At 46.0% G+C, this 22994-nt stretch carries 17 protein-coding genes and 2 tRNA genes; 9 read left to right on the plus strand and 10 right to left on the minus strand.

Going from position 1 to position 22994, the window contains the following annotated elements; all coding sequences use genetic code 11:
• Positions 1–84: 84 nt before the first annotated feature.
• Positions 85–963: a nucleoside phosphorylase gene (locus DF182_RS24800; protein ID WP_113618465.1), complete on the minus strand. Its 879-nt coding sequence runs from the start codon at positions 961–963 to the stop codon at positions 85–87.
• A 208-nt stretch (positions 964–1171) separates the two neighbouring features.
• Between DF182_RS24800 and DF182_RS24805 the strand changes: the two genes are divergently transcribed.
• Positions 1172–1245, plus strand: a tRNA-Cys gene (locus DF182_RS24805).
• Positions 1246–1570: 325 nt separating this feature from the next.
• A complete protein-coding gene (locus tag DF182_RS24810; protein ID WP_113618466.1) occupies positions 1571–2053 on the plus strand; it encodes a GNAT family N-acetyltransferase in 483 nt (160 codons plus the stop codon).
• An 81-nt stretch (positions 2054–2134) separates the two neighbouring features.
• Here DF182_RS24810 and DF182_RS24815 read toward each other — a convergent pair whose 3' ends face one another.
• The 3 genes from DF182_RS24815 to DF182_RS24825 all read right to left on the minus strand — a co-directional run bounded on the left by DF182_RS24815 (position 2135) and on the right by DF182_RS24825 (position 6245).
• Positions 2135–3454 carry a Gfo/Idh/MocA family protein gene (locus DF182_RS24815; RefSeq protein ID WP_113618467.1) on the minus strand — a complete coding sequence of 440 codons (1320 nt, stop codon included), beginning with the start codon at positions 3452–3454 and terminating at the stop codon, positions 2135–2137.
• 160 nt (positions 3455–3614) lie between these two features.
• Positions 3615–5123 (minus strand): magnesium chelatase, encoded by a 1509-nt coding sequence (locus tag DF182_RS24820; RefSeq protein WP_113618468.1) that lies wholly within the window; start codon positions 5121–5123, stop codon positions 3615–3617.
• A 30-nt stretch (positions 5124–5153) separates the two neighbouring features.
• The gene (locus DF182_RS24825) at positions 5154–6245 is read right to left on the minus strand and encodes a vWA domain-containing protein (protein ID WP_113618469.1); all 1092 of its coding nucleotides are present in this window, start codon (positions 6243–6245) and stop codon (positions 5154–5156) included.
• Between the two features lie 147 nt (positions 6246–6392).
• Here DF182_RS24825 and DF182_RS24830 point away from each other — a divergent pair, with 147 nt between their 5' ends.
• Positions 6393–7238: a sugar phosphate isomerase/epimerase family protein gene (locus tag DF182_RS24830; RefSeq protein ID WP_113619722.1), complete on the plus strand. Its 846-nt coding sequence runs from the start codon at positions 6393–6395 to the stop codon at positions 7236–7238.
• A 105-nt stretch (positions 7239–7343) separates the two neighbouring features.
• Here DF182_RS24830 and DF182_RS24835 read toward each other — a convergent pair whose 3' ends face one another.
• From DF182_RS24835 to DF182_RS24850, 4 genes are all read right to left on the minus strand, one after another.
• Positions 7344–10580 (minus strand): glycosyltransferase family 117 protein, encoded by a 3237-nt coding sequence (locus DF182_RS24835; protein WP_113618470.1) that lies wholly within the window; start codon positions 10578–10580, stop codon positions 7344–7346.
• Between the two features lie 171 nt (positions 10581–10751).
• A complete protein-coding gene (locus DF182_RS24840; RefSeq protein ID WP_113618471.1) occupies positions 10752–11045 on the minus strand; it encodes a putative quinol monooxygenase in 294 nt (97 codons plus the stop codon).
• Entirely contained in the window at positions 11042–11869 is an 828-nt protein-coding gene (locus DF182_RS24845; protein ID WP_113618472.1) for an SAM hydrolase/SAM-dependent halogenase family protein, read from the minus strand. Before DF182_RS24845 ends, DF182_RS24840 begins: the two co-directional genes overlap by 4 nt.
• A 207-nt stretch (positions 11870–12076) precedes the next feature.
• A complete protein-coding gene (locus tag DF182_RS24850; protein WP_113618473.1) occupies positions 12077–12889 on the minus strand; it encodes an SDR family oxidoreductase in 813 nt (270 codons plus the stop codon).
• A gap of 221 nt (positions 12890–13110) precedes the next feature.
• On the opposite strand from DF182_RS24850, the gene DF182_RS24855 reads away from it, so the two are divergent.
• Positions 13111–13183: transfer RNA gene (locus DF182_RS24855), tRNA-Lys, on the plus strand.
• A gap of 160 nt (positions 13184–13343) precedes the next feature.
• On the opposite strand, the gene DF182_RS24860 is transcribed toward DF182_RS24855, so the two are convergent.
• Positions 13344–14039 (minus strand): hypothetical protein, encoded by a 696-nt coding sequence (locus tag DF182_RS24860; RefSeq protein WP_113618474.1) that lies wholly within the window; start codon positions 14037–14039, stop codon positions 13344–13346.
• 591 nt (positions 14040–14630) lie between these two features.
• Here DF182_RS24860 and DF182_RS32380 point away from each other — a divergent pair.
• The 5 genes from DF182_RS32380 to DF182_RS24880 all read left to right on the plus strand — a co-directional run bounded on the left by DF182_RS32380 (position 14631) and on the right by DF182_RS24880 (position 20177).
• Complete coding sequence (locus DF182_RS32380) at positions 14631–14801, plus strand: class I lanthipeptide (RefSeq protein WP_153260015.1); 171 nt, start codon at positions 14631–14633, stop codon at positions 14799–14801.
• A 159-nt stretch (positions 14802–14960) separates the two neighbouring features.
• Positions 14961–15527, plus strand: coding sequence for an RNA polymerase sigma factor (locus tag DF182_RS24865; RefSeq protein ID WP_113618475.1), 567 nt, complete (start codon positions 14961–14963; stop codon positions 15525–15527).
• Positions 15528–15587: 60 nt separating this feature from the next.
• On the plus strand, positions 15588–16592 hold the full coding sequence (locus DF182_RS24870) for a FecR family protein (protein ID WP_113618476.1): 1005 nt from the start codon (positions 15588–15590) through the stop codon (positions 16590–16592).
• An 84-nt stretch (positions 16593–16676) separates the two neighbouring features.
• Entirely contained in the window at positions 16677–19289 is a 2613-nt protein-coding gene (locus DF182_RS24875) for a TonB-dependent receptor (protein ID WP_113618477.1), read from the plus strand.
• Between the two features lie 3 nt (positions 19290–19292).
• Positions 19293–20177 (plus strand): DUF4249 domain-containing protein, encoded by an 885-nt coding sequence (locus DF182_RS24880; RefSeq protein ID WP_113618478.1) that lies wholly within the window; start codon positions 19293–19295, stop codon positions 20175–20177.
• A 443-nt stretch (positions 20178–20620) separates the two neighbouring features.
• Here the strand turns inward: DF182_RS24880 and DF182_RS24885 are convergent, their stop codons facing one another.
• Positions 20621–22861: a DUF262 domain-containing protein gene (locus DF182_RS24885; protein ID WP_161964253.1), complete on the minus strand. Its 2241-nt coding sequence runs from the start codon at positions 22859–22861 to the stop codon at positions 20621–20623.
• Positions 22862–22994 lie beyond the last annotated feature (133 nt).

The raw sequence follows: 22994 nt of genomic DNA on the forward strand, positions 1-22994 counted from the left end.
GGCTAAAGCCCTGGGCTATATTGGATGGAGATGATCGCCCAAATATAGCCCATCCAATATAGCCCAGGACTTTAGTCCTGGGGATTATAATGTTGCGATGATTTCGAGGCCTTTTTTGATAAGGGCTTCTACGGCAGCGCCACCATCTTTGGAAAATTCCTTGCGGATACGATTGGCTACGATAGCGCTGATAGACAGGCATTGATGTCCGAGTACGCGTCCCATGCCGTAGATAGCGGAAGTTTCCATTTCGAAGTTGGTGATACGGTGTCCTTCGTGGGAGAAGCCGGTGAGGTTGTCGATCAGGTTAGGGTTCGACAACGGGCCTCTTAATATGCGGCCTTGCGGGGCATAGAAACCAGGACAGGTAACGGTGATGCCTGTATGAAATCCGTCGGTGAAGTGTTTTTGCAGGTTTTCACCGGCGGCTAGCAGGCATGGATGGGCACCACCCGGTTGTAGTATTACCTGGCCGCGGAAGGCTTCCAGCAGCTGTTTTTCAGCGGCGGTGTTTTCGTAGGCATAATAAGCCATGAGGTTGTCGAGGCCCAGGCCATGGGAAGATACTACAAAGCTGTCTACAGGTATGCTCTCCTGGAGGGCGCCGGAAGTACCCAGGCGGATGATCTGCAGGGAAGTGAGTTCCTGTTTTACGAGCCGGGTATTAAAATCGATGTTAACGAGGGCATCGAGTTCATTGAGCACGATGTCGATGTTGTCGGTCCCGATGCCGGTAGAAACTACTGATAGCTTTTTATTCCCGATATAACCGGTATGGGTTACAAATTCACGGTGCTGGAATTTGTGTTCTACTTTGTCAAAATGTTTGGTCACCGCTGGCACACGATCAGGATCTCCTACAGTGATGATGGTATGAGCTAGTTCATCAGGTCTTACATCCAGGTGATATACCGCTCCACGGCTGTTGATAATGAGCTCAGATTCAGCAATACGTTTGTCCATTGTATTAAATTTTTTGTGTTTTTCACGATTCAACAATCCTCGTTGGCGCCTCAATATTCCTACGTTCTGTATTATTATCAAAATATTTTTTCAGATATTTTTTAAATAATATTTGGTGGTTATCAGAAATTTACTACTTTTGCAATCCCACAAAACGACGGGACGCCCGCTAAAAGGCAAGCAAAAGTAAGTGTTTCGTCAGACATATGGTTCCGTGGCCGAGTGGCTAGGCAGAGGTCTGCAAAACCTCGTACAGCGGTTCGAATCCGCTCGGAACCTCCAGATGGGAAAGTAAGAAGCCGCTCTTGAAGCGGCTTTTTTTATGCCCATGGCCGATTTGAGCCTATTGATAGCAGGCATTAAAGTGGGCGAAAGCCGGTGTTTGTAGGCGTTTTGTTTTACCATTGTTTTTATCATTCTGCACAATAAATTCCCGTTTTTCTTTACCTAAAATTAATCTCTGATGTATCATGATGGTGTAAAGTAATTGTTGTAAATTGCTTATCCCGCAAAAGTTTGGGGGTGTTCCCGGAAACCAGTCAGAGAGATGTGAACACCCTATTCCGGAGGACTTTTGTTTTTATTGACAACCTAAAAGTGTGTGGCGATGACAGAGATCATTAAAGTAACCGCAACAGATACCGGAAACCTGGAACAGGTAAAGCTGCTTTTCAGAGAATACGCCAACTGGTTAAGTGTAGACCTCAGCTTTCAACAGTTTGAAGAAGAGATGGCCAGTTTGCCAGGCCCTTATGCTGCCCCGGGTGGGGCGCTGCTGCTGGCAAAGGTAGATGGTCAGGTGGCCGGATGCGTTGCCGTCCGTCCGTTTGACAATACTACCGCAGAAATGAAGCGCCTCTTCGTAAAAGATGCTTTCAAGGGCCATGGCGTAGGAAAAGCCCTGGCTGCCAGAGCTATTGAAGAAAGTAAGGGACTGGGCTATAAACGTATTCTGCTCGACACCCTCGCGCATATGCGCCCAGCCATCGAACTATATACGTCGCTGGGATTCCAGCCAATTGCTGCCTATTATGATAATCCTATCAGCAGCGCCGTATATCTGTCTTTGAATCTGGAAGACATGTCCTGAAAGGGTTTACGCAAAGAGGCAAAGCAGCAGAGACGCAAAAGTTTCATGTTGCATTTGCTGCTTTGCATCTTTGAAGGACAACTAGCTTATGACCGGTAGTTTGTACCCATTATGATAACCGGCGGCCAGCAATTGATTGGCGTCGGTGTCTGTGAATTGTTTTGCTTGTTTGTCCCAGTATATTTTTTTCCCTGTTCTGAAGGCGATGTTCCCCATTTGAGCAGTTGTGGCTATCAAAGCCCCAGCCTGTATCGGCGCGTGCAGATCATCCATCCGGCGTGATTTCACCACTTCGATGAAATTGTGGGCATGTAGTGTCAGCCCATTGTCCACGGCTTTCTGCCGGGGCACGGCTTCCATTTTGTTTTTCTCCGGTATTACTTCCCATCCGCCCCTGTCCAGTACCAGCGTACCATTATTGCCAATAAAGGCAATACCGTGATCGCGGGCATAAGGTCCACCATCAATACCCTGGGCCTGTTCCCACTGGATATTGAAGCCGTCGAACTCATATACGGTGGTAAGGGTGTCGGGTGTTTCGGCAGCATCATCGGGATAAGCAAACTTACCACCTGCTGCCATGATGGAACGGGGTGTTTCTGCTTTCATGCCCAACAGGGCGTAATCGAGCAGGTGTACACCCCAGTCGGTCATCAGCCCACCAGCATAATCCCAATACCAGCGGAAGTTAAAGTGGAAGCGGTTTTCATTGAACGGCCTTTCACGGGCAGGCCCCAGCCATGCCTTGTAGTCAACACCGGAAGGGGGCGTACTGTCGGGTTTTACGGGAATGGACTTCATCCAGCCCATATAGGCCCAGGCTTTTACGAGCCTTATCTGTCCGAGTTTACCGGAGTGCACAAAACTGACGGCATCTTTAAAGTGTTGCTGGCTGCGTTGCCACTGGCCAACCTGTACGGCACGGTGGTAGCGCTGTTGAGCAGCCGTCATGGTACGGCATTCGGCGATGGAATTGCCTACTGGTTTTTCTACATACACGTCTTTTCCGGCGGCACAGGCATCTGTCATCTGAAGGCAATGCCAGTGGTCAGGTGTACCGATGATAACAGCGTCGATGCTTTTATCTTCCAGCAATTTGCGGTAGTCGGTGTAGGCTTTTACTTTGATGCCCTGTTGGGACAGTTCAGCCACCCGCTTGTCGAGTACATTGCGATCTACGTCGCAGAGGGCCACGCATTGGGCCGCAGGGTGTTTCAGCATGGCAGTGAGGTCAGACCAGCCCATGCCATTGATACCGATAGCAGCAATATTAACCCGGTCGCTGGCAGCGATCGTTTTTAGTGGGAGGGCCTGTAAGTCTGAAGGAAGCGCGGACACCAGCCCGGCGCCGGCAGCCAATGTAGTGGCGGAACGGAGAAAGTCTCTTCGTGAGTGCTTCATAAGTGGAATTTTCATTTTTTATTTAGTCCTTTGATCATTTAGTCATTTCAATACTTAAATATTGAAATGACTAAATGATCAAATGGGTAGGGCATAAAAAAAGCTGGTCGATTACAATCTTTCAAAGTAACGCCAGCTTGCTATTTATCTGCAAAAAAAACTAAAAATCTTCTTCTTCAGTTACGTCGTTGTCCTCCATGCTGAAGTTCATCATGGTGCCCAACAGATCGCTGAAACGGGTATGGTTTTCCGCTACCTTTTTGCTGATGAGGGAATAGGAAGCGAGTCCATGCAATACAAACTCCATCAGCAGCAGGGCTTCGCGGTTGTTGGCCTGCGGGAAGCGTGCTTTGACCATGTCTTTGAGTCCTTCTACCTTGTTGAGTGAAGTCTCGTATTGTTTATCACTGATATCCTGTAGCAGCTGGAGGCTGTTGCCTTTATCGAACCACTGGATAACGCTGCGGTAGGGATTTTCCACGGGTTGTGACTGTTTCTTTTTCTTGAAAGAGTCCGGGTTGGGGAAATAGGAGGCAAAAAGGGTGCGGATGGATTTATCGAGCAGGTTATGGGCCACCTGGAGGGGACCTTCCTGTTCGCCTTCATAAACCAGTTCTATCTTACCGGTGATGGCGGGGATGATAGACATGAGGTCAGCGATACGCACATGTGTCTCCTTTTCCTTGTTGATGATGGCGCGTCTTTCGCCGGAGCTCACCGCATTTTCATAGGCGGCGATGGTAAGGCGGGCGGAGACACCGCTTTTTTTGTCAACATACTCGCTGTTGCGGGCTTCAAAGGCTACCTGTTCTATCAGGCGTTTTACCATGTCGGAGATAGACACTTTGGCCAGCTGTTCATCATGTATATCGGCTTCCTGTTCGGTGATGAGCAGGGAGTTTTCAACGCTTTTCGGGTAATGGGTGATGATCTGGCTTTCTATCCTGTCTTTCAGCGGGGTAACGATAGAGCCACGGTTCGTATAGTCTTCCGGGTTAGCCGTGAATATGAAGAGTATATCGAGTGGCATGCGTACTTTAAACCCTCTGATCTGGATATCGCCTTCCTGCAGGATGTTGAACAGGGCTACCTGTATGCGGGCCTGGAGGTCGGGGAGTTCGTTGATGACGAAGATGCTGCGGTTGGACCGGGGGATGATACCGAAGTGGATGGCCCGTTCGTCGGCGTAGCTGAGTTTGAGGTTGGCGGCTTTGATGGGATCTATGTCACCAATGAGGTCGGCTACGGAAACGTCGGGTGTGGCGAGTTTTTCGGCATAACGTTCTTCGCGGGATATCCAGGTGATAGGGGTTTTATCGCCTTTTTCGGCGATGAGGTCCCTTGCGTATCTTGACAGGGGATTGAAAGGATCGTCATTTACTTCCGAGCCTTCCACTACGGGGATGAATTCATCGAGGAGGTCCGTCATCTGTCGGGCCATGCGGGTTTTGGCTTGTCCGCGCAGGCCGAGGAACAGGATATTGTGACGGGAGAGCAGCGCCCTTTCGGTGTCCGGTATGACGGTATCTTCATAGCCTATAATGCCGGGAAAGGAGGTTTCTTTTTTCTGCAGTTTTTTAATCAGGTTACGTCTGATTTCCTCTTTTACCGAAACGGGTTTATAGCCACTCTTTTTCAGTTCGCCTAACGTCTTGATGCTGGTGTCCATGTTTATAAGTTACGCAATTCCTTGCCGGTTTTAGAATAATTTTCGTTTCCCGTTTTCAAAATCGTAGAACAGGAACTGGCCCAGTTTGTCGGTCCCGGAGAAGAAGGCTTTACCGCTGTTGGTTTCGGTAAATTCCTGTACAAATTTCTGCAGCCAGGGATCGGTGGCCACCATAAAGGTGGTGATCGGTATTTTCAGTTTTTTGCACTGGGCGGCCAGATTGAGCGTACGGTTCAGGATTTTGCGGTCCAGACCGAAGCTGTTTTTATAGTATTCCTTGCCTATTTTAAGGCAGGTTGGTTTCCCGTCGGTGATCATGAAGATCTGCTTGTTGGGATTGCGCCGCCGCCGCAGTAAGTCCATGGCCAGTTCGAGGCCGGCCACCGTATTGGTATGATAAGGACCTACCTGCAGATAGGGCAGGTCTTTGATTTCGATCTGCCAGGCATCATTACCGAAAACGATGATGTCGAGGGTATCTTTAGGGTAGCGGGTGGTGATCAGCTCGCTGAGGGCCATGGCTACCTTTTTGGCAGGGGTGATCCTGTCTTCTCCATACAATATCATGGAATGTGAGATATCGATCATCAGGGCGGTAGATGTCTGGGTTTTATAGTCTGTTTCCTTGACTTCCAGGTCTTCCTGACTGATAGAGAAACTATCAATGCCGTGGTTGATCTGGGCATTGCGGATAGAAGCGGTGACATCGAGTTGGTCTACGCCGTCACCAAATTCAAAAGGTCTGGTTTCCGCGTTTAGCTCGTCTCCGATACCTGATTTCCGGATATTATGATTCCCTACCTGGGATTTTTTCAGTTTGCCGAAGATCTCTTCCAGCGCGTTTTTACGGATGGTCTGTTCGGTTTTGGCCGTGATAATGATTTCGCCGGCTTCATCTTCTTTCAGGTATCCTTTGTTTTTCAGGTCCTGAATAAAATCACCGATGCCATAGTCGTCGTTGGTAAGACCAAACTCTTTATCCAGCTCTGTAAGCCATTGGAGGGCTTCGGTCACGTCTCCGCTGGTATAGGTAAGTAGTTGGGTGAAGAGGTCCAGCAATTTCTGGAAGGGGGATCTGTTATTTTCATCCGGATTAAACCGGGAAAAAGTTATTCCTCTCATAGCACAAAAATCAAAACATAGTTCGTTATTAAAATTAATGAAAAAATTACCAGGATGGGTGTAATCATTTAAATCATCCTAATCTTGGTTAAAATCTTGTATTTTACGTTGAAAGCTATTACTTTCAATCATCAAAAAAATATCTATATGAAAAAACTGAGAAATGCATGGCTGCTGGCCGGCGGTTTAGCGGTGGCATTATTTGCGCAATCTGCCAAGGGTCAGGCCAGAGCAGATGCATTGGGTTGGAAACTGGGCGCACAGGCGTGGACGTTCAACCATTTTACCCTGGCAGAAGCGCTGGACAAAATGGACAGCTGCGGTATTCAATATGTGGAAGCGTTTCCGGGGCAGACCATCGGAGGTGGCATAGAAGGCAAGATGGATTACCATATGTCGCCCGACAAACAGGAGCAGGTAAAAAGCCTGATTAAAAAGAAACACAAGGTACTGGTAGCATTTGGCGTGGTAGTACCCAATTCTGAAGCAGAATGGAGAATGTTGTTTGATTTCGCCAACAGGATGGGCATTCAGAGTATCACCAGCGAGCCGCAACCGGAGTACCTGGACCTGATCTCTTCTCTGTGTGACCGCTATAATATTAAACTGGCGATTCATGATCATCCTAAACCCAGTCACTACTGGCATCCCGACAGCGTACTGAATGCTATTCAGGGCAGAAGTAAATTAATGGGCGCCTGCGCAGATATCGGTCACTGGGTACGTTCCGGCCTGGACCCTGTAGAGTGCCTGAAAAAACTGAATGGTCATATTGTGAGCCTGCACTTTAAAGATCTGAATGGTAAAACAGAACAGTCGCACGACGTAATATGGGGCAACGGTGTATGTAAAATACCACAGGTGCTGGAAACACTGAAAGCGCAGAAATTCAAAGGTCTGTTCTCTGCTGAATACGAGTACAACTGGGATTACAACGTACCGGAAGTAAAAGAAAGCGCTGCTTACTGGAGACAGATGGTGAGCAATCTGTAACTGTGATGCATGTGATAATGCTGATGCTCCTGATGGGGCGAGGATAAAATAAAAAAAGCCCAGGACTGAAGTCCTGGGCTTTTTTTATTTAAGCTGATTATTTGATTATTTGGCGGAGTCCGGGGCTGCCTGAGGGGCAGCATTGGAGTCTTCCGTGCTTACGTGCTGCAGGCCCTCTTTGGGGTGTGCACCGGCACCGGAGCCGAAGTCGATCTTCATACGTTGCAGCCAGGCGATGAACTGTTCAGCAGTTTGTCCGTCGCGTTGCAGATCGCTGGTCATTCTGCTGGCAGGTAATGCCTGATAGTAACGAATTTGTTGTTCGCAGTCTTTGATGATCTGGTTGCTGATCTCTTCTGCTCTTTTTACGTCACCAGCGATGTAGTGGGCGTAAACAGTTTGCAGGGAGGTGTAGTTGTGCATGTTACCCGGAGTGGTCATGGCGTAAGGGAAGTTGCCTTCCTTGATGTTTTTGTCCATGTATGTCAGCACGGAGATAGCGCTGTCTTTGGACTCACCGTTCTGTGTCATGGCCACGCTGAGGCGGGTGAAGGACTGACGCAGGTACAACAACATTTTGCGGTTAGGCTCATCGAAGTAAGTACCTGGTGTTTGTGCACCACCGAAGGCGAACTTGTGCATCAGGTTATCATACATTGCGTTGATATTGGCGTTGATATCCATACCCAGCGGATCGTTGGCTGTTGGTTTAGGCAACGGCACCAGGTGATATGCCAGACCATCGGTTCTGAGATAATCGTTCAGGCCGAGGTCTGTAGGGCTGGTAAAGTAAATAGGTCTTTTCCAGTTGTTGGTGGCGATGATATCATAAACGGCCAGGTCATTTTTGAGCAGGTAGCTTTTGTTGATTTTGAAAGATACCTGTGGCAGTATTCTGGCAGAGTCTTTGGCGCCAACCACACCATATTTCAGGACTTCTTCCTTGTTAACCGGGATAAACAGCTGGCGGGTAGGCAGGAAGTTTTCGGATCCGCCGTCCTGGGTGTTTACCTTGTTATGTTCATCATCACTTCCCATGAAGTCCATGATATCTTTCAGGTTGAAGTATTTATCAGCCGGGATGTTTCCTGGGTCGAAAAAGCGGATGAAGTTGCGGGTTTCGCCCTGGTATTTATCAGCAGCCCAGGTCATGGGCACTGCTGCGCTTTGGTTCACCATTCTGCGTTGCTGGTCGATATACCAGTCTACACCGAGGAGGCTGAGGTTGATCACCCTTATATCGGGGCGGATGCCTTCTACTTCCTGTGCGTACCAGAGCGGGTAGGTATCGTTGTCACCAACGGTAAACAGGATCGCGTTTGGCTGGCAGGATTCGAGATAATCTTTAGCGATATCTCTGGCGATGGTTTTGGTAGAGCGGTCATGGTCGTCCCATTCCTGGGCAGCCATCAGCACGGGTACGGCCAGGAGGCAGAGTGCAGTGGCGAGGGAAGGAGCGATGGTGCTGCTCATTTTCTTCTTAAGGAAGTTGTAAACAGACAGTACACCGAGTCCGATCCAGATAGCGAAAGCGTAGAAGGAACCTACATAGGCATAGTCACGCTCACGGGGTTGGTTACCGGCCTGGTTGAGGTACATTACGATCGCAATACCGGTAAAGAAGAACAGGAGCGACACAACGAGGGTGTCTTTGCGATGGTGATTGTAATGGAAGAAGAAGCCGAGAATACCAAGGATAAACGGAAGGAAGAACAGCGTGTTGTGTCCTTTATTGTTCCGGAGACTGTCAGGCATAAGGCTTTGGTCGCCATAGATCAGGTTATCGATGAAGGGGATACCGGAGATCCAGTTACCATCACGGACGTTGCCATAGCCTTGGGTATCGTTTTGTTTACCCACGAAGTTCCACATGAAGTAGCGGAAGTACATGAAGTTCATCTGGTATTGGATGAAGAACTTGATGTTGTCGCCAAAGGAAGGTTTTTCGTTGGCGTCGAGGCCGAGCCATGAGCGGTAGAAATCGGCGTGGCCCTGGTCGTTGCTGGCGTCCCATACGCGGGGGAAGAGCATCATGTCTTCTTTAGCGTATACCGGTTCCATTTTTTTGCCGGCAACAACATATTTTTTTGCGCTACGGGCATAGATGTTACCGCCTTCGTTATATTTTTCCGGGCGGGCGGTGAAAACCTGTCCGTAGATGAGCGGGAAATCGCCATATTGTTCACGGCCGAGGTATCCTACGAGAGAGATAGGATTATCTACGTTGTACATGTTTACCGAAGGATTGGCTGTAGCGCGTACCATGGTAGTGATGTAGGTAGAATAACCAAGGAGTGTGAAGAGGATGAAGAGGATGGTCAGGCGGCTGAAGTGCACTAATTTTCCCTGGTCCAGCTTTATACCAAAGGTTTTGATAAAGAAAGGAATGAGCAGGAAAAAGGTGGCCAGCAGCAGTTTAATGAATACTACACCACCGCTTGTATCGTTGTAAGCTGGCACCAGAATGATGGTGGCGATCACGATCAGCGGGGCGTAGAGGCCGAATTTAGGTTTTCTCAGACCGATGAGGAGCAGGGCTACTACTACCGCGAAATAGAAGATAAATCCAGTGAAGAATCCCATTCCGAGGTTATTGACGAAGATTACGTCCATATAGCCGGAGGCTTTTACGGTATCCTGGATCAGGTATTTCTGGACCATGCCGGTGATGGCACAACCGAGGATGAAAGCCCAGAAGGTGCCCCAGCCGGTAGCTTTGAAGCGTCTGAAGTAGTACACCATTACGATAGCAGGAATGGTGAGGAGGTTGAGCAGGTGAACCCCGATGGAGAGGCCCAGGAGGTAACCGATCAGTACGAGCCATCTGTCGGCATAGGGCTCGTCTGCTTCGTTTTCCCATTTGAGTATGGCCCAGAACACGATGGCGGTGAAGAAGGAGGACATGCCGTATACTTCACCTTCCACAGCGGAGAACCAGAATGAATCAGAAAAGGTATAGGCCAGGGCACCTACGGCGCCTGCGCCCATGATAGCGATCATTTTTTCACGGGAAATCTCTTCACCGGCTTTTACCATCAGACGACGGGCAAAGTGCGTAATAGTCCAGAAGAGGAACAGGATGGTGAAACCACTGGCGATGGCGGTCATGGTGTTAACACCGAGAGCGGCCTGTGAGGGTTTCAGAAACATGCTGAAGATTCTTCCGAGCAATACGAACAGGGGTGCTCCGGGAGGGTGGGGGATTTGTACTTTGTACGCAGTGGAAATAAACTCACCGCAGTCCCACAAACTGGCCGTGGCCTCCATAGTCATGATGTAAACAGAGCAGGCAATGATGCAAATCACCCAGCCAACTATGTTGTTGGTCCTTTTAAAATTCATAAGGTTGTTTTAAGGTCCGACAAAAATATAAAAAGTGGCAAATTATGCTAATCTGCTGAACAGTTTTAACTTTTTGTAAATATCTTTTTAATTGTTAGCTATAATCTTGAATAGTAGCTGGTTTGAAGGGAATTAAAATTGCATTAGAGCTCCCTGGCTGCCAGTGTGGATTCAGGCTTTATAGGCCTCTGTAACGGTCCATGCTGCTGGTTTTGCGCAAAACAGCACTTTAGTGGCGGCCCATGTTTCCCGAAAGAGATCTGATTGCCGATAGGCTTCCAGAGCCGCTTCCGACTCCCATTGGCTGAAGGTAAAGAAGGTGTTGCCGGAGGCCGGGTGTTCCCATAGTTCGAGGTGGAGGCATCCGGGGTAATGGCGGATGGATTGTTGTTGCCGGGCAAACAGTTCCCGGAAGGAACTTACCTTGTCGGGGGTAAATTCCATTTTAACGAGTCTGTTAATCATTGAAAAATAATTCTGACAGTTTGGTAGAATGAGAGTTGCTGGAAGCCGGTGGGCTGGGTTAGCTGGTCCCTGCGGAATCCCTGCAGGCCAAACAGGCCGGCGGCATTTCCTTTGTTGATGGCTATTTCGAGGTAGCCGGCAGCGTTAAACAGGGCCAGTTTCTGGCCTTCAGGTACATCAGCGTAAGTTTCACTGATCTGGTTGATCACTTCATTGCGGCGGAAAAATATCTGAAAGCGACGGTTCCTGCGCTGGGCATTGAACTGATCGCGGGTGATATTGACCACTACGTTTTCGAAGCTGTCGATATGGATAATCTGGCCTTCGATGAAATCATCGCCCACCAAAGGCTGCAGGTTATGTTTAATATGGATGCTTTGGGTGAGCGGGGCTATTTCTCCCAGGGCTTTGCCTCTGCTGAGTTCACGGGCGGCCATGGCCAGCTGTTGTATGATGGTGAACGTGTTTTTGGGAGCATGGGCCGGCAGGGGTATTTTAACCACCTTTTCAGGCATGCCACCAGCAATCATGGTCAGCAGGCCATTATCGGCGCAACCGATATATTGTCCGTTATGTTCGGCCACCAGCACATGATCGGGGCGGCGGTCGAACAGATTGATCAGTACAAAATGGAAAGTACCCAGCGGAAACCAGGCGAAGGCACTCTTACAGATATACGTTGCCTGCGGCAGGTTAAAAGGGCTGATATGATGGGTTATGTCCGTAACATGACATTCCGGGCAGTAATGCCAGAGTTGCCCTTTGATGGCACCTACCAGGTAATCCTGCATCCCTATGTCTGATGTTAATGTTATAATGGACATGCCAGAAAATCTAAATCCAAGCGCAATACACTAAATTCACATTTCAACTCCCTCTCCCTGCTTATCGAACCCGTATCACATCTGAATGGCCGCCTGGAATGGTCGCTCTCCTCCCAAAAAGGGTGCCATGGGGTTTTAAATGCAATCTCTTTGCAAATAAAGGTAAAAATACCGATGGCGCCTTATTTTAAGCTGAAATTTTGATTTTTATTGCAGTGGAGAATTGGGTTCTTTCTTAAAGTGGCTGTAAACAAGACCGTCAAGCAGACCCGGTACCAGTTTGTTGAGCCATACAGTCAGTTTGCCCTGGCCGGTAAGTACAAGGGTTCTTTTACGTTTGCTGATTGCTTTGGCAATGGCTGCAGCCACCGCTTCGGCACTCATCAGCTTATCCTCATTGAGCGGGGTTTCACTCTGCGCCTGTCCTTCCTGGTTGAGCGCTGTATTCCGTATATTCGAAGCCGTAAACCCAGGACATACCCACATTACGTTAACGCCTGTATGCAGATTCTCCGTACGCAACGCCTCCATAAAGCCCTGCATCGCAAACTTGGACGCCGAATAACCTGTACGTCCCGGCAAACCACGATAACCGGCAATAGAAGATACTCCCACAATAGTGCCTTTGGCAGCCAGTATAGCCGGAAAAGCGTATTTCGTGCAATAAACAGTGCCCCAGAAATTAATGTCCATCAGCGATTTCAATACACTCAGGTCCAGATCACGGAACAAGGCACGCATAGAAATACCCGCATTGTTGATCAACACATCAATACGGCCAAACCGTGCCATCGTAGCTTCCATAAAAGCCTTGCAATCCGCTTCCACACTCACATCCGCCACAAAGATAAACAAGGAGGGATGGTTGATCTCATTGCGCAAAGCTTCCAGGGCCGGTAACTTACGGCCACATACAGCTACAGCAGCACCCTGCTGTAACATCTCCATCACCAATGCTTTTCCAATGCCCGACGATCCGCCGGTAATAACTACTGTCTTGTTCTGAAAGTAAGTTTTCATGGGTATATTTTTGCATTGCAAAAATAGGCGAGAAGTTCATAGTAACAGCATTTTATTATAGGACTGATACAAATCTGTACAGCGCCTTCAGAAAAAATATTAGCTTGAAATGCTTTGTGGTGGCTTGTTTTGTGTGTTGTGGGTGAAATTTTTTTGTAAAAACTTGTTTAAAAATAAATTATTCCTATTTTTGCACCCGCTTAAACAGCAATACAGTAAAGGATTCCGTAGCTCAGTTGGTAGAGCAATACACTTTTAATGTATGGGTCCTGGGTTCGAGTCCCAGCGGGATCACAGATAAGTTTTAAACCTCGCGCATGGCGCGGGGTTTTGTTTTTTAGTTGAGTTTCTTTTGTGTGACCTTGACTTCTTTCCCGTATTTTATACAGGTTAACCAGCTTATGACAAGATGTTGAAATTCTCCTCGATCTGAATTAATAACCTGTTAGTAGTTTTAATAATCATCCATATCAATATTGTCGAAAGCTTCATTTCGATACATCGGACAGTAAAATAGTAACTCCTTCATACCTTTTATTTTCTTAAATCCCCAAGATTGATAATAATTGCTCAATGACTTTGTAGCTACCTTTTTATTTTTTTCGAATTTTCCCAAATCTAGTTTGGGTAATAGTGCTTTTTTATTTTTAGGATGTTCAAATTGCAATGGGTAAGGTTGTAGTATGAAAAGTTCACAATTGTCAAAGCGCCAGACTAAATCCTTAAATACTTTTGCTCCAATGCCTTTGCCTCTAAATTTTGGTATAATGCCTATGGTCTCAATGATACATAGTCTACTGCAATCAAACTCCAAATCAGGGAATTCTTTTAAAACTGGTTTTTTAAAAGTACGTTTTCCAAAATCATAAAAACCCTGACTGTGACGAAAAGTATATTCATAGGTATCAAACATTTCATAGATGTTAAAACCTTCTGCTTCTGCTTGACCTAAGGAGATGATTTTGAAATCCATTTCACCCGCATATTCATTAAAGGAATTATCGGCATATTCTCCTGCATACAGAACAGCTTTATATTCTGTTATACAGTCGCTTGCTTCAGGGGCGTGAATACCAGATGAAAACTTGTATTCTACATTTATAGTTAAGAAATCGTCTTCCATATCCATAGATAAAAAATCGTCAGCCATTTTATTATATTAATATCTGACTAAAATAAAAAAAAGGGGCATAAAACTTTCAGTGGTTGAAAGTTATATTTCAAGATCGCTCTGGGTCTAAAGATAAAGGTTAAAATAATTCCAATGATAGGACAGGCGCGTAATTTTTTTTGTCCAATAGTTTTCTCAGAAGATTGTTTCGGGGTAGTGAAGTGCTCCCTTTAACATCCAACAAACTGAATTTGTATAATAGTATGTAGAATACAAATTTCCCTTTGTGGCAGGATGGCAGTTTGAGTGAACGGGTACGTATCTGGCCAGTGACTCAGGAAACTTGTCATGGGAAGCCAGGCTGCCTTTACAGGCTGCAATCGCAGAGAATCCTCACGCTACACTTGTACCACCGATAGGCATTAGCCACCAGCAATTTTCATTTACCCTGAATAAATTTGCACCCGCGAGTTTTATACTGGAGATGTAAAATCCTTCCTGCAAGCTAGGTAGCAAAGATCGGATAACCTTTTGCCGCACCAGAAAATCCCCCTTTTACGGGATTGTATACACGTGAATTTAGATGTACCTTAATAGTCTACCTGTTTTTTTACGTCTAATTGAAAAACTATGAAAAAGAAAATTCATTTACCTAAACTCAGTTTGAACAAAAAAGTAGTGGCGCCTTTGATGGCTCCTCAAGCCGCTATGATGGCCGGAACAAGAATTTCTGACCCTTTGACGGAAAATCCCTGTGATCCGCTGCCCACCTTTGTGGTTTGTACTCGTAGGGCCTGCTGATTGCTATTGATCCGGCATTGGTGAAACAAAAACCTTCAGTTCCAAAGAGCTGAAGGTTTTTTTATATAACGAAAGGTAGATAATAGTATTGAGCTCAACAGATTAAGGAACTTTTAACAAGTGTTTTGTTACCTTTGGCACTGAAGTTTATCTCCTTACATGTCAACATTTACTCTTCAACAAACTCCGGATACTGAGTTGTGGCAGCTTGTCCGGAAGGGCAATCTGCAAGCTTTCGGAGAGATATACGAACGATACTGGGAAACCCTATATGAAAGTGCCTACTGGCGTTTATACGACAAAGCCGCCGCTAAAGACATTGTTCAAGAGGTATTTATATACTGTTGGCAGAAAAGAGAACAGATACAGATCACCGAATCTGTGGAAGCCTATCTTCGTGTAGCGGTCAGGTTTAAGATACTGAATCACCTGAAATCAGAACAGGCCCGGGAAAAATATTGTTTGCTGGCAGGCCGGGAACTGCCTGAGATTACCCATTCAACAGAAGAGTCCATTGCTGGTACTGATTTACAGGCCAGTTATCGAAGGGAACTGCAACGGCTACCCGAAAAAATGCGACAGCTGTTTATCGATAGCCGGGACCACGGCCTTTCTATCCGCGAAATCGCCGAAAAGCACGCCCTGTCAGAACAAACCGTTAAAAACCAGCTTTCCGCTGCGCTCAAAAAACTGAGGGAAGGACTGGGGAATTTCCTTTTAGATTAAATTTTTTTTCTTCCACATAGTACTTCCGGTATTTGAGGATTGTCTATTAAACAACAGCATATGAGTCATCCTGATCAACAAATCATCGATCTGCTGCTTGAAAAGCATGCTCTCGGAATTCTGACGAGGGAAGAAAGCGCTGTCCTGGAAAGATGGTATGCTGCCTTTCCTGCTGAGGGTCATGTATTTGATGATGAAGCGGAGCGGAAGATGATGAAGGAATCGATGAAAGCAGGCATTTTCGGGGCTATTCAGGCGGAGATGGAAGACGTGAAACATACTGCAGTCGTAACCGAACCTGTACCGGAGAAAAGGCCTGTCCGGCGCATGTATTGGCGCGCAGCTGCAGCTATCCTGGTACTGATGGCGACAGGCGGTTTGATGTACTTTTTCAACGGAAAATCCGAACCGTTATCCTATACAGAAGTAGCCGCTCCTGCTGGCAGGAACATGCATTACCTGAAGCTGCCGGATGGATCTGCTGTATGGCTGGAGCCGGGATCGAGGTTGCGTTATGTCAGTAACTTCGGGAAGAAAAGCCGGGATGTACAAATCGTCGACGGTCTGGCTCACTTCTCAGTAGCTCAGGGTGCATCACATCCTTTCATTGTCAGCACTGCTGCTGGTATACAGGCAAAAGTGCTGGGAACTGAATTCAGTGTGAAGGCCTACAGCGGGGTACAGTATATACAGGTCAATGTTGAAACAGGTATGGTACAGGTGTCTGACAGCGGTCATATACTCGGTGTGCTGAAAGCTGGTCAGCAGATCGTATATCAGCTGGAAACACAGACGGCTACACGTAATGAAGGTATACAGGACGACTGGCGCCAGGGAAGTCTCACTCTACAGAACGTATCGTTTGCCGAAGTAGCCAGGATACTGCAAAACCGTTACCAGGTACAGGTAGTATACGATGGTGGCATGATGTCGCTGTACCGCTTCAACCTCCGGATAGACAACAAAACTTCATTGGATGAAGCAATGGAAATGCTGAAAGATCTGAGTGGCATGACTTATACGCTTAGCAACGGCCGGGTAACTGTCACCGGCATACAACAATAATCACTCACCATAGGACCAGACCCTGTTTTAAACAGCTGCAGTTGCGGCAGGGGATTACTATGTCTTTAAAAAAGGAATCGCGCAATGCAACGAATTTTAACCATTCTGTTCTTAGCATATAGTCTGGTCGCCGCAGGCCAGCAAAATGAGGTAAAACTTAGTATCAGTATTCCTGCCACTTCGCTGGAAAACGCGCTAAAGCTGTTGGAACAACAAAGTAAGGTCCATTTCTCTTATGAATATACAAGAGTGCAGGGGATTACCGTTAAAGCGCATACTTACAAGGACGCGCTATTGGAAACAATCTGCCGGGACCTGCTGAAAGGTACTTCACTGATGTTCAAACGAAAAGGAGAACAGATCATAATCGGTCCTGCTCCCAGCCGGGAACATACGCTTAGCGGATATGTGGAGGATGCCACTTCCGGTGAAAGGCTGATCGGTGTTTCCCTGGCGGCACCGCAGTTCCAGGCAGGTACTATCACCAACGCCTATGGCTTTTACAGCATTACCTTACCAGCAGACTCCCTTCGGGTACAACTGTCGTATATGGGTTATCAGCGCCTGGATACTGTCGTGGCGATGAATAAGGAAGCGATGACCTTCCGGTTGAAGGCATTGAACCGCCAACTGGAGGAAATAACCATACGCGGCAGGCAAGCAGAACGAATCGAAGAATCTTCCCAGATGAGCCGCATTAATTTGTCGGCCGCTATGGTACAGTCAACACCACGTCTGCTGGGGGAGGCAGACCTGTTCAAGACCCTTCAGCTGTTGCCAGGTGTCAAACAAGGTACGGAAGCTACGAGCGCCCTACTGGTGCGTGGCGGAACACCCGATCAGAACCTCATCCTGCTGGATGGCGCACCGCTTTATAATCCGATGCACCTCATGGGAATATTTTCCACCTTCAATACCAACGCACTGAAAGACGTAACCCTTTATAAAGGCGCGTTCCCGGCACGTTATGGTGGAAGGTTGTCTTCAGTGGTAGATGTCTCCACTAAAGACGGAGATATGAATAAGATGCATGGTGACTTTTCCATTGGCCTGCTTTCAGCGCAGGCCACACTGGAAGGGCCTATCAAAAAAGGTAAAACCACTTTCCTGGTGTCTGCCCGCAGATCTTATCCTGATCTCGCAGCAAAGGTATACTTCAATAATCAGGAAGATGCTCCGGAAAAATTCAAATTGCATTTTTATGATATCAATGCCAAACTCCATCATAAATTCTCGGATAAAGACAAATTGTATTTCAGCTTTTATACCGGCCGCGATAAAATGGAGTCACGATACAGATATAACAGCATAGGAGGTAGTAACAATTACGTTTCCGATGCGGGGGTTCAATGGGGGAACTATACCGGTACGATACGATGGAACCACGTATATTCTCCGAAATTGTTCTCCAACGTAATGCTTATCGGCAGTGATTATCATTTCAGGTCCGTTTTCTCACAAGTAGGAAATTCTAACGGTGAGGCCTACTCGGATATGCAGAAACTTAATTCCGGCATCAAAGATTATGGTGCAAAAGCGGATTTTGAGTATCACCCCAGACCAGCACACGCCATTAAAGCCGGAGCCGCTTATATGTTCCGCATTTTTACACCAGGTGTCCTCCGGTCAAAACAAACACAGAAGGATGAGGTAACAGTAGACTCCGTGAATAATAACCGGGATATTCATACTTCTGAAATAGACCTGTATGCAGAAGATGACTGGGAGTTGTCCAAACGGCTGAAAGTGAACGTAGGATTGCATCTCAGTGCATTTAATGTAGAGAAACGTTTTTATCCTTCCCTGCAGCCACGGCTGAATATACGATATCTGCTGCCTGGTGACTGGGCCCTGAAAGCCTCCTATTCCCGCATGACACAATATGTTCATCTGCTGGCCAATAACTCCATCTCACTACCTACCGACCTTTGGGTACCTGCTACCGATAAGGTGAAACCACAGGAATCGGAGCAGTATGCACTCGGCATAGCTAAGAATATCTTTAATGATAAGTTTGAGTTTTCTGCAGAAACGTATTACAAGCGGATGCACAATGTGATCGAGTATAAGGAAGGTGCAGATTACCAGACCAGCAGCAGGGGAGATGCCTGGCAGTCCCTGGTGGCTGCCGGCGAAGGAGAAGCTTATGGGATGGAACTCTTGCTGCAAAAGAAAAGCGGAAGACTTACCGGTTGGGTTGGATATACGCTTGCCTGGGCAAACCGCATTATCCCACAGGTAAACTATGGCCGGGAATTCCCTTATAAATATGACCGCCGCCACGATTTCCACATTGTAGGAGCATATAAGCTGCGCAAAGGTATTGAACTGTCCGGTTCCTGGACTTTCCAGAGTGCTGCTCCTTTTACAATTCCGGTGGCGTCCTATGAGGGCGTAAATGGTCCCGTGTCTGAGGATGGCAACCGGGAGTGGGTCAATGGAATATCCCGCATCAATGAACGTAATAATGTACGTATCAAGGCTTATCACAGATTAGACCTGGGGGTTAATTTCATTAAATACAAAAAGAATGGATTGGTACGCACCTGGAATATTAGTCTGCTCAATGTTTATAATCGCTTTAACCCTTTCTTTTATTACCTGGACAGATATGAAAAGGACAGCCCAAAAGCAAAGCTCACTTCAGTTAACCTGATTCCTTTTATGCCCAGTATTTCTTACAGCCTGAAATTTTAAATAATGAGAACAAAATTATTGCTGCTGCCATTGTTACTGATCATCGTTTTTTGCAGCTGTAAAAAAACAGTAATGATAGATTTGCCTGAAGAGTCCAACAAGCCGGTGCTCAACTTATTGATGGGTAAGGATAGTCTGATAATAGCGCGGGTGACAATTTCTGAGCGCATTACCGGCCACTCTATATTCCCTGAAGCAGCGGTTTCCGTGATAAAGCTATACGAGAATGGACAGTTTAAGGAAAACCTGAGCCCATTCTCAAATGGTTACGGCACCTATTATAAAAGCACCGTCAGGGCGCGGTCCGGTGTAAACTATCGTATTGTTGCCACCGTTCCGGAGTATGGAGATGTAGAAGGCAGCGACTTTATACCAGAGCCGGTAAGTGGTGGCGAAATGAGTATCAAGCTGGTGTCCAACAACGATGTTTACGGCTTCAGAAAGGCGAATATATCGGTGGAGTTGCACGATAAACCAGGGGAAAAGAACTACTACCGGATAAGACTATACGAATTAGCTGAATTTAAGGATGATGCGGGTAACGAGCATCCCTATAGGACAGGGATACCCTTCATCACAGGAGACCTGCAGGACGGCATCTTCAACAAGGGTGGCCATATGGAATTCTACACGGATGATGCGCTTTTCGACGGCCGCAGCCCGCGTTTAAATTTCATCTCCGACAGAACAGGAAAATTTAATAAGGTAATAGTAGAAGTCACGTCACTCACCTACAGCAGCTACAGTTATTTATTCAGTAGCTTTATGGCGCGGATGAAAAATGAGGATCCTCTGTCAGAGAAAGTGATTGTTTATAGCAATATCATTAATGGCCTGGGTATTGTTGGCGGTATGGCGCTACAGGAATATATTATTACACCACAATAGTTTTTCAACGGAAACCATGGCTTACATCTAAAAACCTGCGCCTGGCGTAGGTTTTTTCTTTTTGCAGAATATTCAATGATATCGGGGTAAGTGTTATTTGGGGGTCCTGGTGATTTCCAGGTTGTGAGATGCTGCGATAGAATCTATCTGATGATTGTTATATTTACTATTGGCCAACAGAGTGTTGATCATGTCAATCTTTAAAGGTTGTTCCAGGCTGTTATTTTTCTTTTTATCCCCGGTTATTCCAAAACATTCAAACGGTGACTGTCTTGTAACAGAGGTTCAATGGATTTAGGCGTTATAAAGTTCGACGGTGCATTATTGTTCTCGGACATATGCGGAGGAGAATTACTTTAGACGGAATCTTTTAGTGATACAGACACTTTTAATGCAAAGAAGAGCAGCTGGCTGACAGTGCCAGCTGCTCATAATGCCCTCCATTAATTTGCAAGAGATACTGGTAGCGCTGACCATGTTTCTTTTATGGCTGCTTCTATTTTTTCTGCTGATTCATAGGTGCGTAGCATTGAAAACACTTTCATGATTCTACGTTGTACAGTAGAGGGGTCTTCTTTGAGATATTCAATGGGAAGACCTTTTAATAATACCCACAATAAATAAAAACTCATGGAAACCCTTACTGATCCTGTTTGAAGAATGGCATCCAATCGTTTGCTGCTGATGGATTCGGTGGATTTTCCTGTGGGCTTTGAAATTAACAGCTTCATTTTTTCGATGAATTCTGCTTCAAAATCATTCAGGGCCAATAGTAGTTCTGCTTTGAAAGCCGGATTTTCCAGTACCCTTGTGATGTTTGCTTTGGTTTTGAATTTAACAATGGCGGCAGACTGGCGTTTGTTTATTTCCAGGATTTCTTTGATGTTTCTTAGGTTTGCTTCTCCTGTGGTCATATAGTGCAGATAACACAAAGAGGTAACAAGTTCTTCGTTAAGCATCCTTTTGTCATCTTTTCTTAAATACAGCCAGTTGTTTCTCTTGTAGGTATCCTTGATTGCCTCAATGATTTCACTGTCAACATACGCATTCCAGCATTCGAAAGTATTTTCTTTAATGGGAAAAGGCTTGTGGTTGATCCGTTTGAATAATTCTTCAGGGAGAAAGTGTTTGTTGTTTTCTTCCTTAATCTCTATCACCTCCAGATCAAAATTTCTTATACAGGATTGTTCTTCTTCAGAGAGCTGTCTGAATTTCTTTTTATGCAGATGGGGTAATAACCCTGTCCGTAAGTTGAGCTCGAAATTATTTTTTTTGGAAAGGACCATTTTCCCCTTCTCATCAGTGTACCGCTCTCCAAGGAATCCGATCATTGTCAATAGCCGCTGTTGACCATCAATTACTTCAGCCACGCCGTCTTTTCTCACATAGATATACAAGGGGTGTATTTTGATACCTAACAGGATACTCTCAATTAATGAAGATGCCTTCGTAATGTTCATTACTTCACTACGTTGGTAGGCCGGTTTGATCTTGAATTTTCCTCGTTTGATTCTGTCGAGGATATCACTGACAGAAGTTGATGTTGGGTCCATTTTGGAAAAATGTTCCTGTTCTTTCCCGGGGGCAAAACGTTCCGCCATGTATTGATGCATCTTCTCCTTATGCGTCACCAGAAACTCATCATCACTTCTAAGATAGCGTACAAAAGATACGTTTAGCTGAGATGTGAAGAAGTTGGCAACCAGGTTGTAACGTTTGGTTATTATTTCAACGAGATTGTTGCGTTCCAGTGGAAAGTTCTGGGTTTGTTTGTCAAGATAACCAACCAGTTTTTCTTTAAAGGTAGGATTGTTGATTTCTTTAATCGTTACCTTCTCTTCTTCACAGACGGACAATGCCCAAAATAAACACTCATAAATGAGTCCATTGGAAGGGATTTTCGCCTCATCAAATTGTTTTTTTATTTCCAGGAGGATACTGCATTTTTCCCTGAAGTTGTTAAAAAGAAGTGGAATGTTTTCAGGATCCCCTTTATTAACGATGTTGTAGGAAAGATAGTCATAGTACATATTAACTATATCTTCCCTTTTATGCGTGAATTTATTGATGGGAATATGATGTAATACCAGAACTTGCCGGATATGCTGCATCATCGTTTCCTTGTTTTTGCGCCTGTGGTCAAACAAATCCATTACCTGGCTATAGAACCTGGTATCTTTTTCAAATTGTGTTTTAAAATAGATATTTATTTCATCCTGGATGTATTGGGCGTTGAATACTTCTTCTTTCTTTAAGGGTGATATGCCCAAATTGTATCGTTTGAAGATTTCCCGCTTTACAATTTCCTCAGCGGCTGCATTTATATTTGCATGGTCTGAGGCCTTTATCTGGATTAACCGGAGCGAGGTATTGAGTATACGCTCCTGCAGTTTTTCATCGAGCTGTGAGAATTTTTTTCCTGCCAGATTCCATAGTTTATCCAGTCCTTGTGGCTTTAGAGAGAAGCGGCCTCTGATAAACCGGTCAATCGTTTCGCATCGCTGCCTGCCATCTATCACTTCCCAGATTTTTTCTTTGATGTATATCACGATCGGTGGTATCTCCCCATGTAGGAGAATGGTTTCGATGAGGTAGGTAGCCTTTACGTCTGTCCACACATAATTGCGTTGGTAGGAGGGCTTGTAGTTTAAAATATGGGCCTGCTCATTATTCAGCTGAAACACTGAGCGTATTGATCTTAGTCTATTGTGGATTACAATGTTTTTAAACAAATTCAATATAGAAATTCCCATTTAAACGTATTTAGATGTTTTGTTAAATAATATTACCTGGTTGTTGGATAGGGTTTTCATAGGA

It is taken from the genome of Chitinophaga flava, from assembly GCF_003308995.1.
GTDB lineage: Bacteria > Bacteroidota > Bacteroidia > Chitinophagales > Chitinophagaceae > Chitinophaga > Chitinophaga flava.

What these genes read in the sequence shown, in the direction of transcription:
- DF182_RS24840 (WP_113618471.1), bottom strand. Translation starts at nt 11,045, where the DNA reads ATGATTAACAGACTCGTTAAAATGGAATTTACCCCCGACAAGGTAAGT.
- DF182_RS24810 (WP_113618466.1), top strand. Translation starts at nt 1,571, where the DNA reads ATGACAGAGATCATTAAAGTAACCGCAACAGATACCGGAAACCTGGAA.
- DF182_RS24815 (WP_113618467.1), bottom strand. Translation starts at nt 3,454, where the DNA reads ATGAAGCACTCACGAAGAGACTTTCTCCGTTCCGCCACTACATTGGCT.
- DF182_RS24830 (WP_113619722.1), top strand. Translation starts at nt 6,393, where the DNA reads ATGAAAAAACTGAGAAATGCATGGCTGCTGGCCGGCGGTTTAGCGGTG.
- DF182_RS24860 (WP_113618474.1), bottom strand. Translation starts at nt 14,039, where the DNA reads ATGGCTGACGATTTTTTATCTATGGATATGGAAGACGATTTCTTAACT.
- DF182_RS24820 (WP_113618468.1), bottom strand. Translation starts at nt 5,123, where the DNA reads ATGGACACCAGCATCAAGACGTTAGGCGAACTGAAAAAGAGTGGCTAT.
- DF182_RS24825 (WP_113618469.1), bottom strand. Translation starts at nt 6,245, where the DNA reads ATGAGAGGAATAACTTTTTCCCGGTTTAATCCGGATGAAAATAACAGA.
- DF182_RS24835 (WP_113618470.1), bottom strand. Translation starts at nt 10,580, where the DNA reads ATGAATTTTAAAAGGACCAACAACATAGTTGGCTGGGTGATTTGCATC.
- DF182_RS24865 (WP_113618475.1), top strand. Translation starts at nt 14,961, where the DNA reads ATGTCAACATTTACTCTTCAACAAACTCCGGATACTGAGTTGTGGCAG.
- DF182_RS32380 (WP_153260015.1), top strand. Translation starts at nt 14,631, where the DNA reads ATGAAAAAGAAAATTCATTTACCTAAACTCAGTTTGAACAAAAAAGTA.
- DF182_RS24875 (WP_113618477.1), top strand. Translation starts at nt 16,677, where the DNA reads ATGCAACGAATTTTAACCATTCTGTTCTTAGCATATAGTCTGGTCGCC.
- DF182_RS24800 (WP_113618465.1), bottom strand. Translation starts at nt 963, where the DNA reads ATGGACAAACGTATTGCTGAATCTGAGCTCATTATCAACAGCCGTGGA.
- DF182_RS24845 (WP_113618472.1), bottom strand. Translation starts at nt 11,869, where the DNA reads ATGTCCATTATAACATTAACATCAGACATAGGGATGCAGGATTACCTG.
- DF182_RS24880 (WP_113618478.1), top strand. Translation starts at nt 19,293, where the DNA reads ATGAGAACAAAATTATTGCTGCTGCCATTGTTACTGATCATCGTTTTT.
- DF182_RS24850 (WP_113618473.1), bottom strand. Translation starts at nt 12,889, where the DNA reads ATGAAAACTTACTTTCAGAACAAGACAGTAGTTATTACCGGCGGATCG.
- DF182_RS24870 (WP_113618476.1), top strand. Translation starts at nt 15,588, where the DNA reads ATGAGTCATCCTGATCAACAAATCATCGATCTGCTGCTTGAAAAGCAT.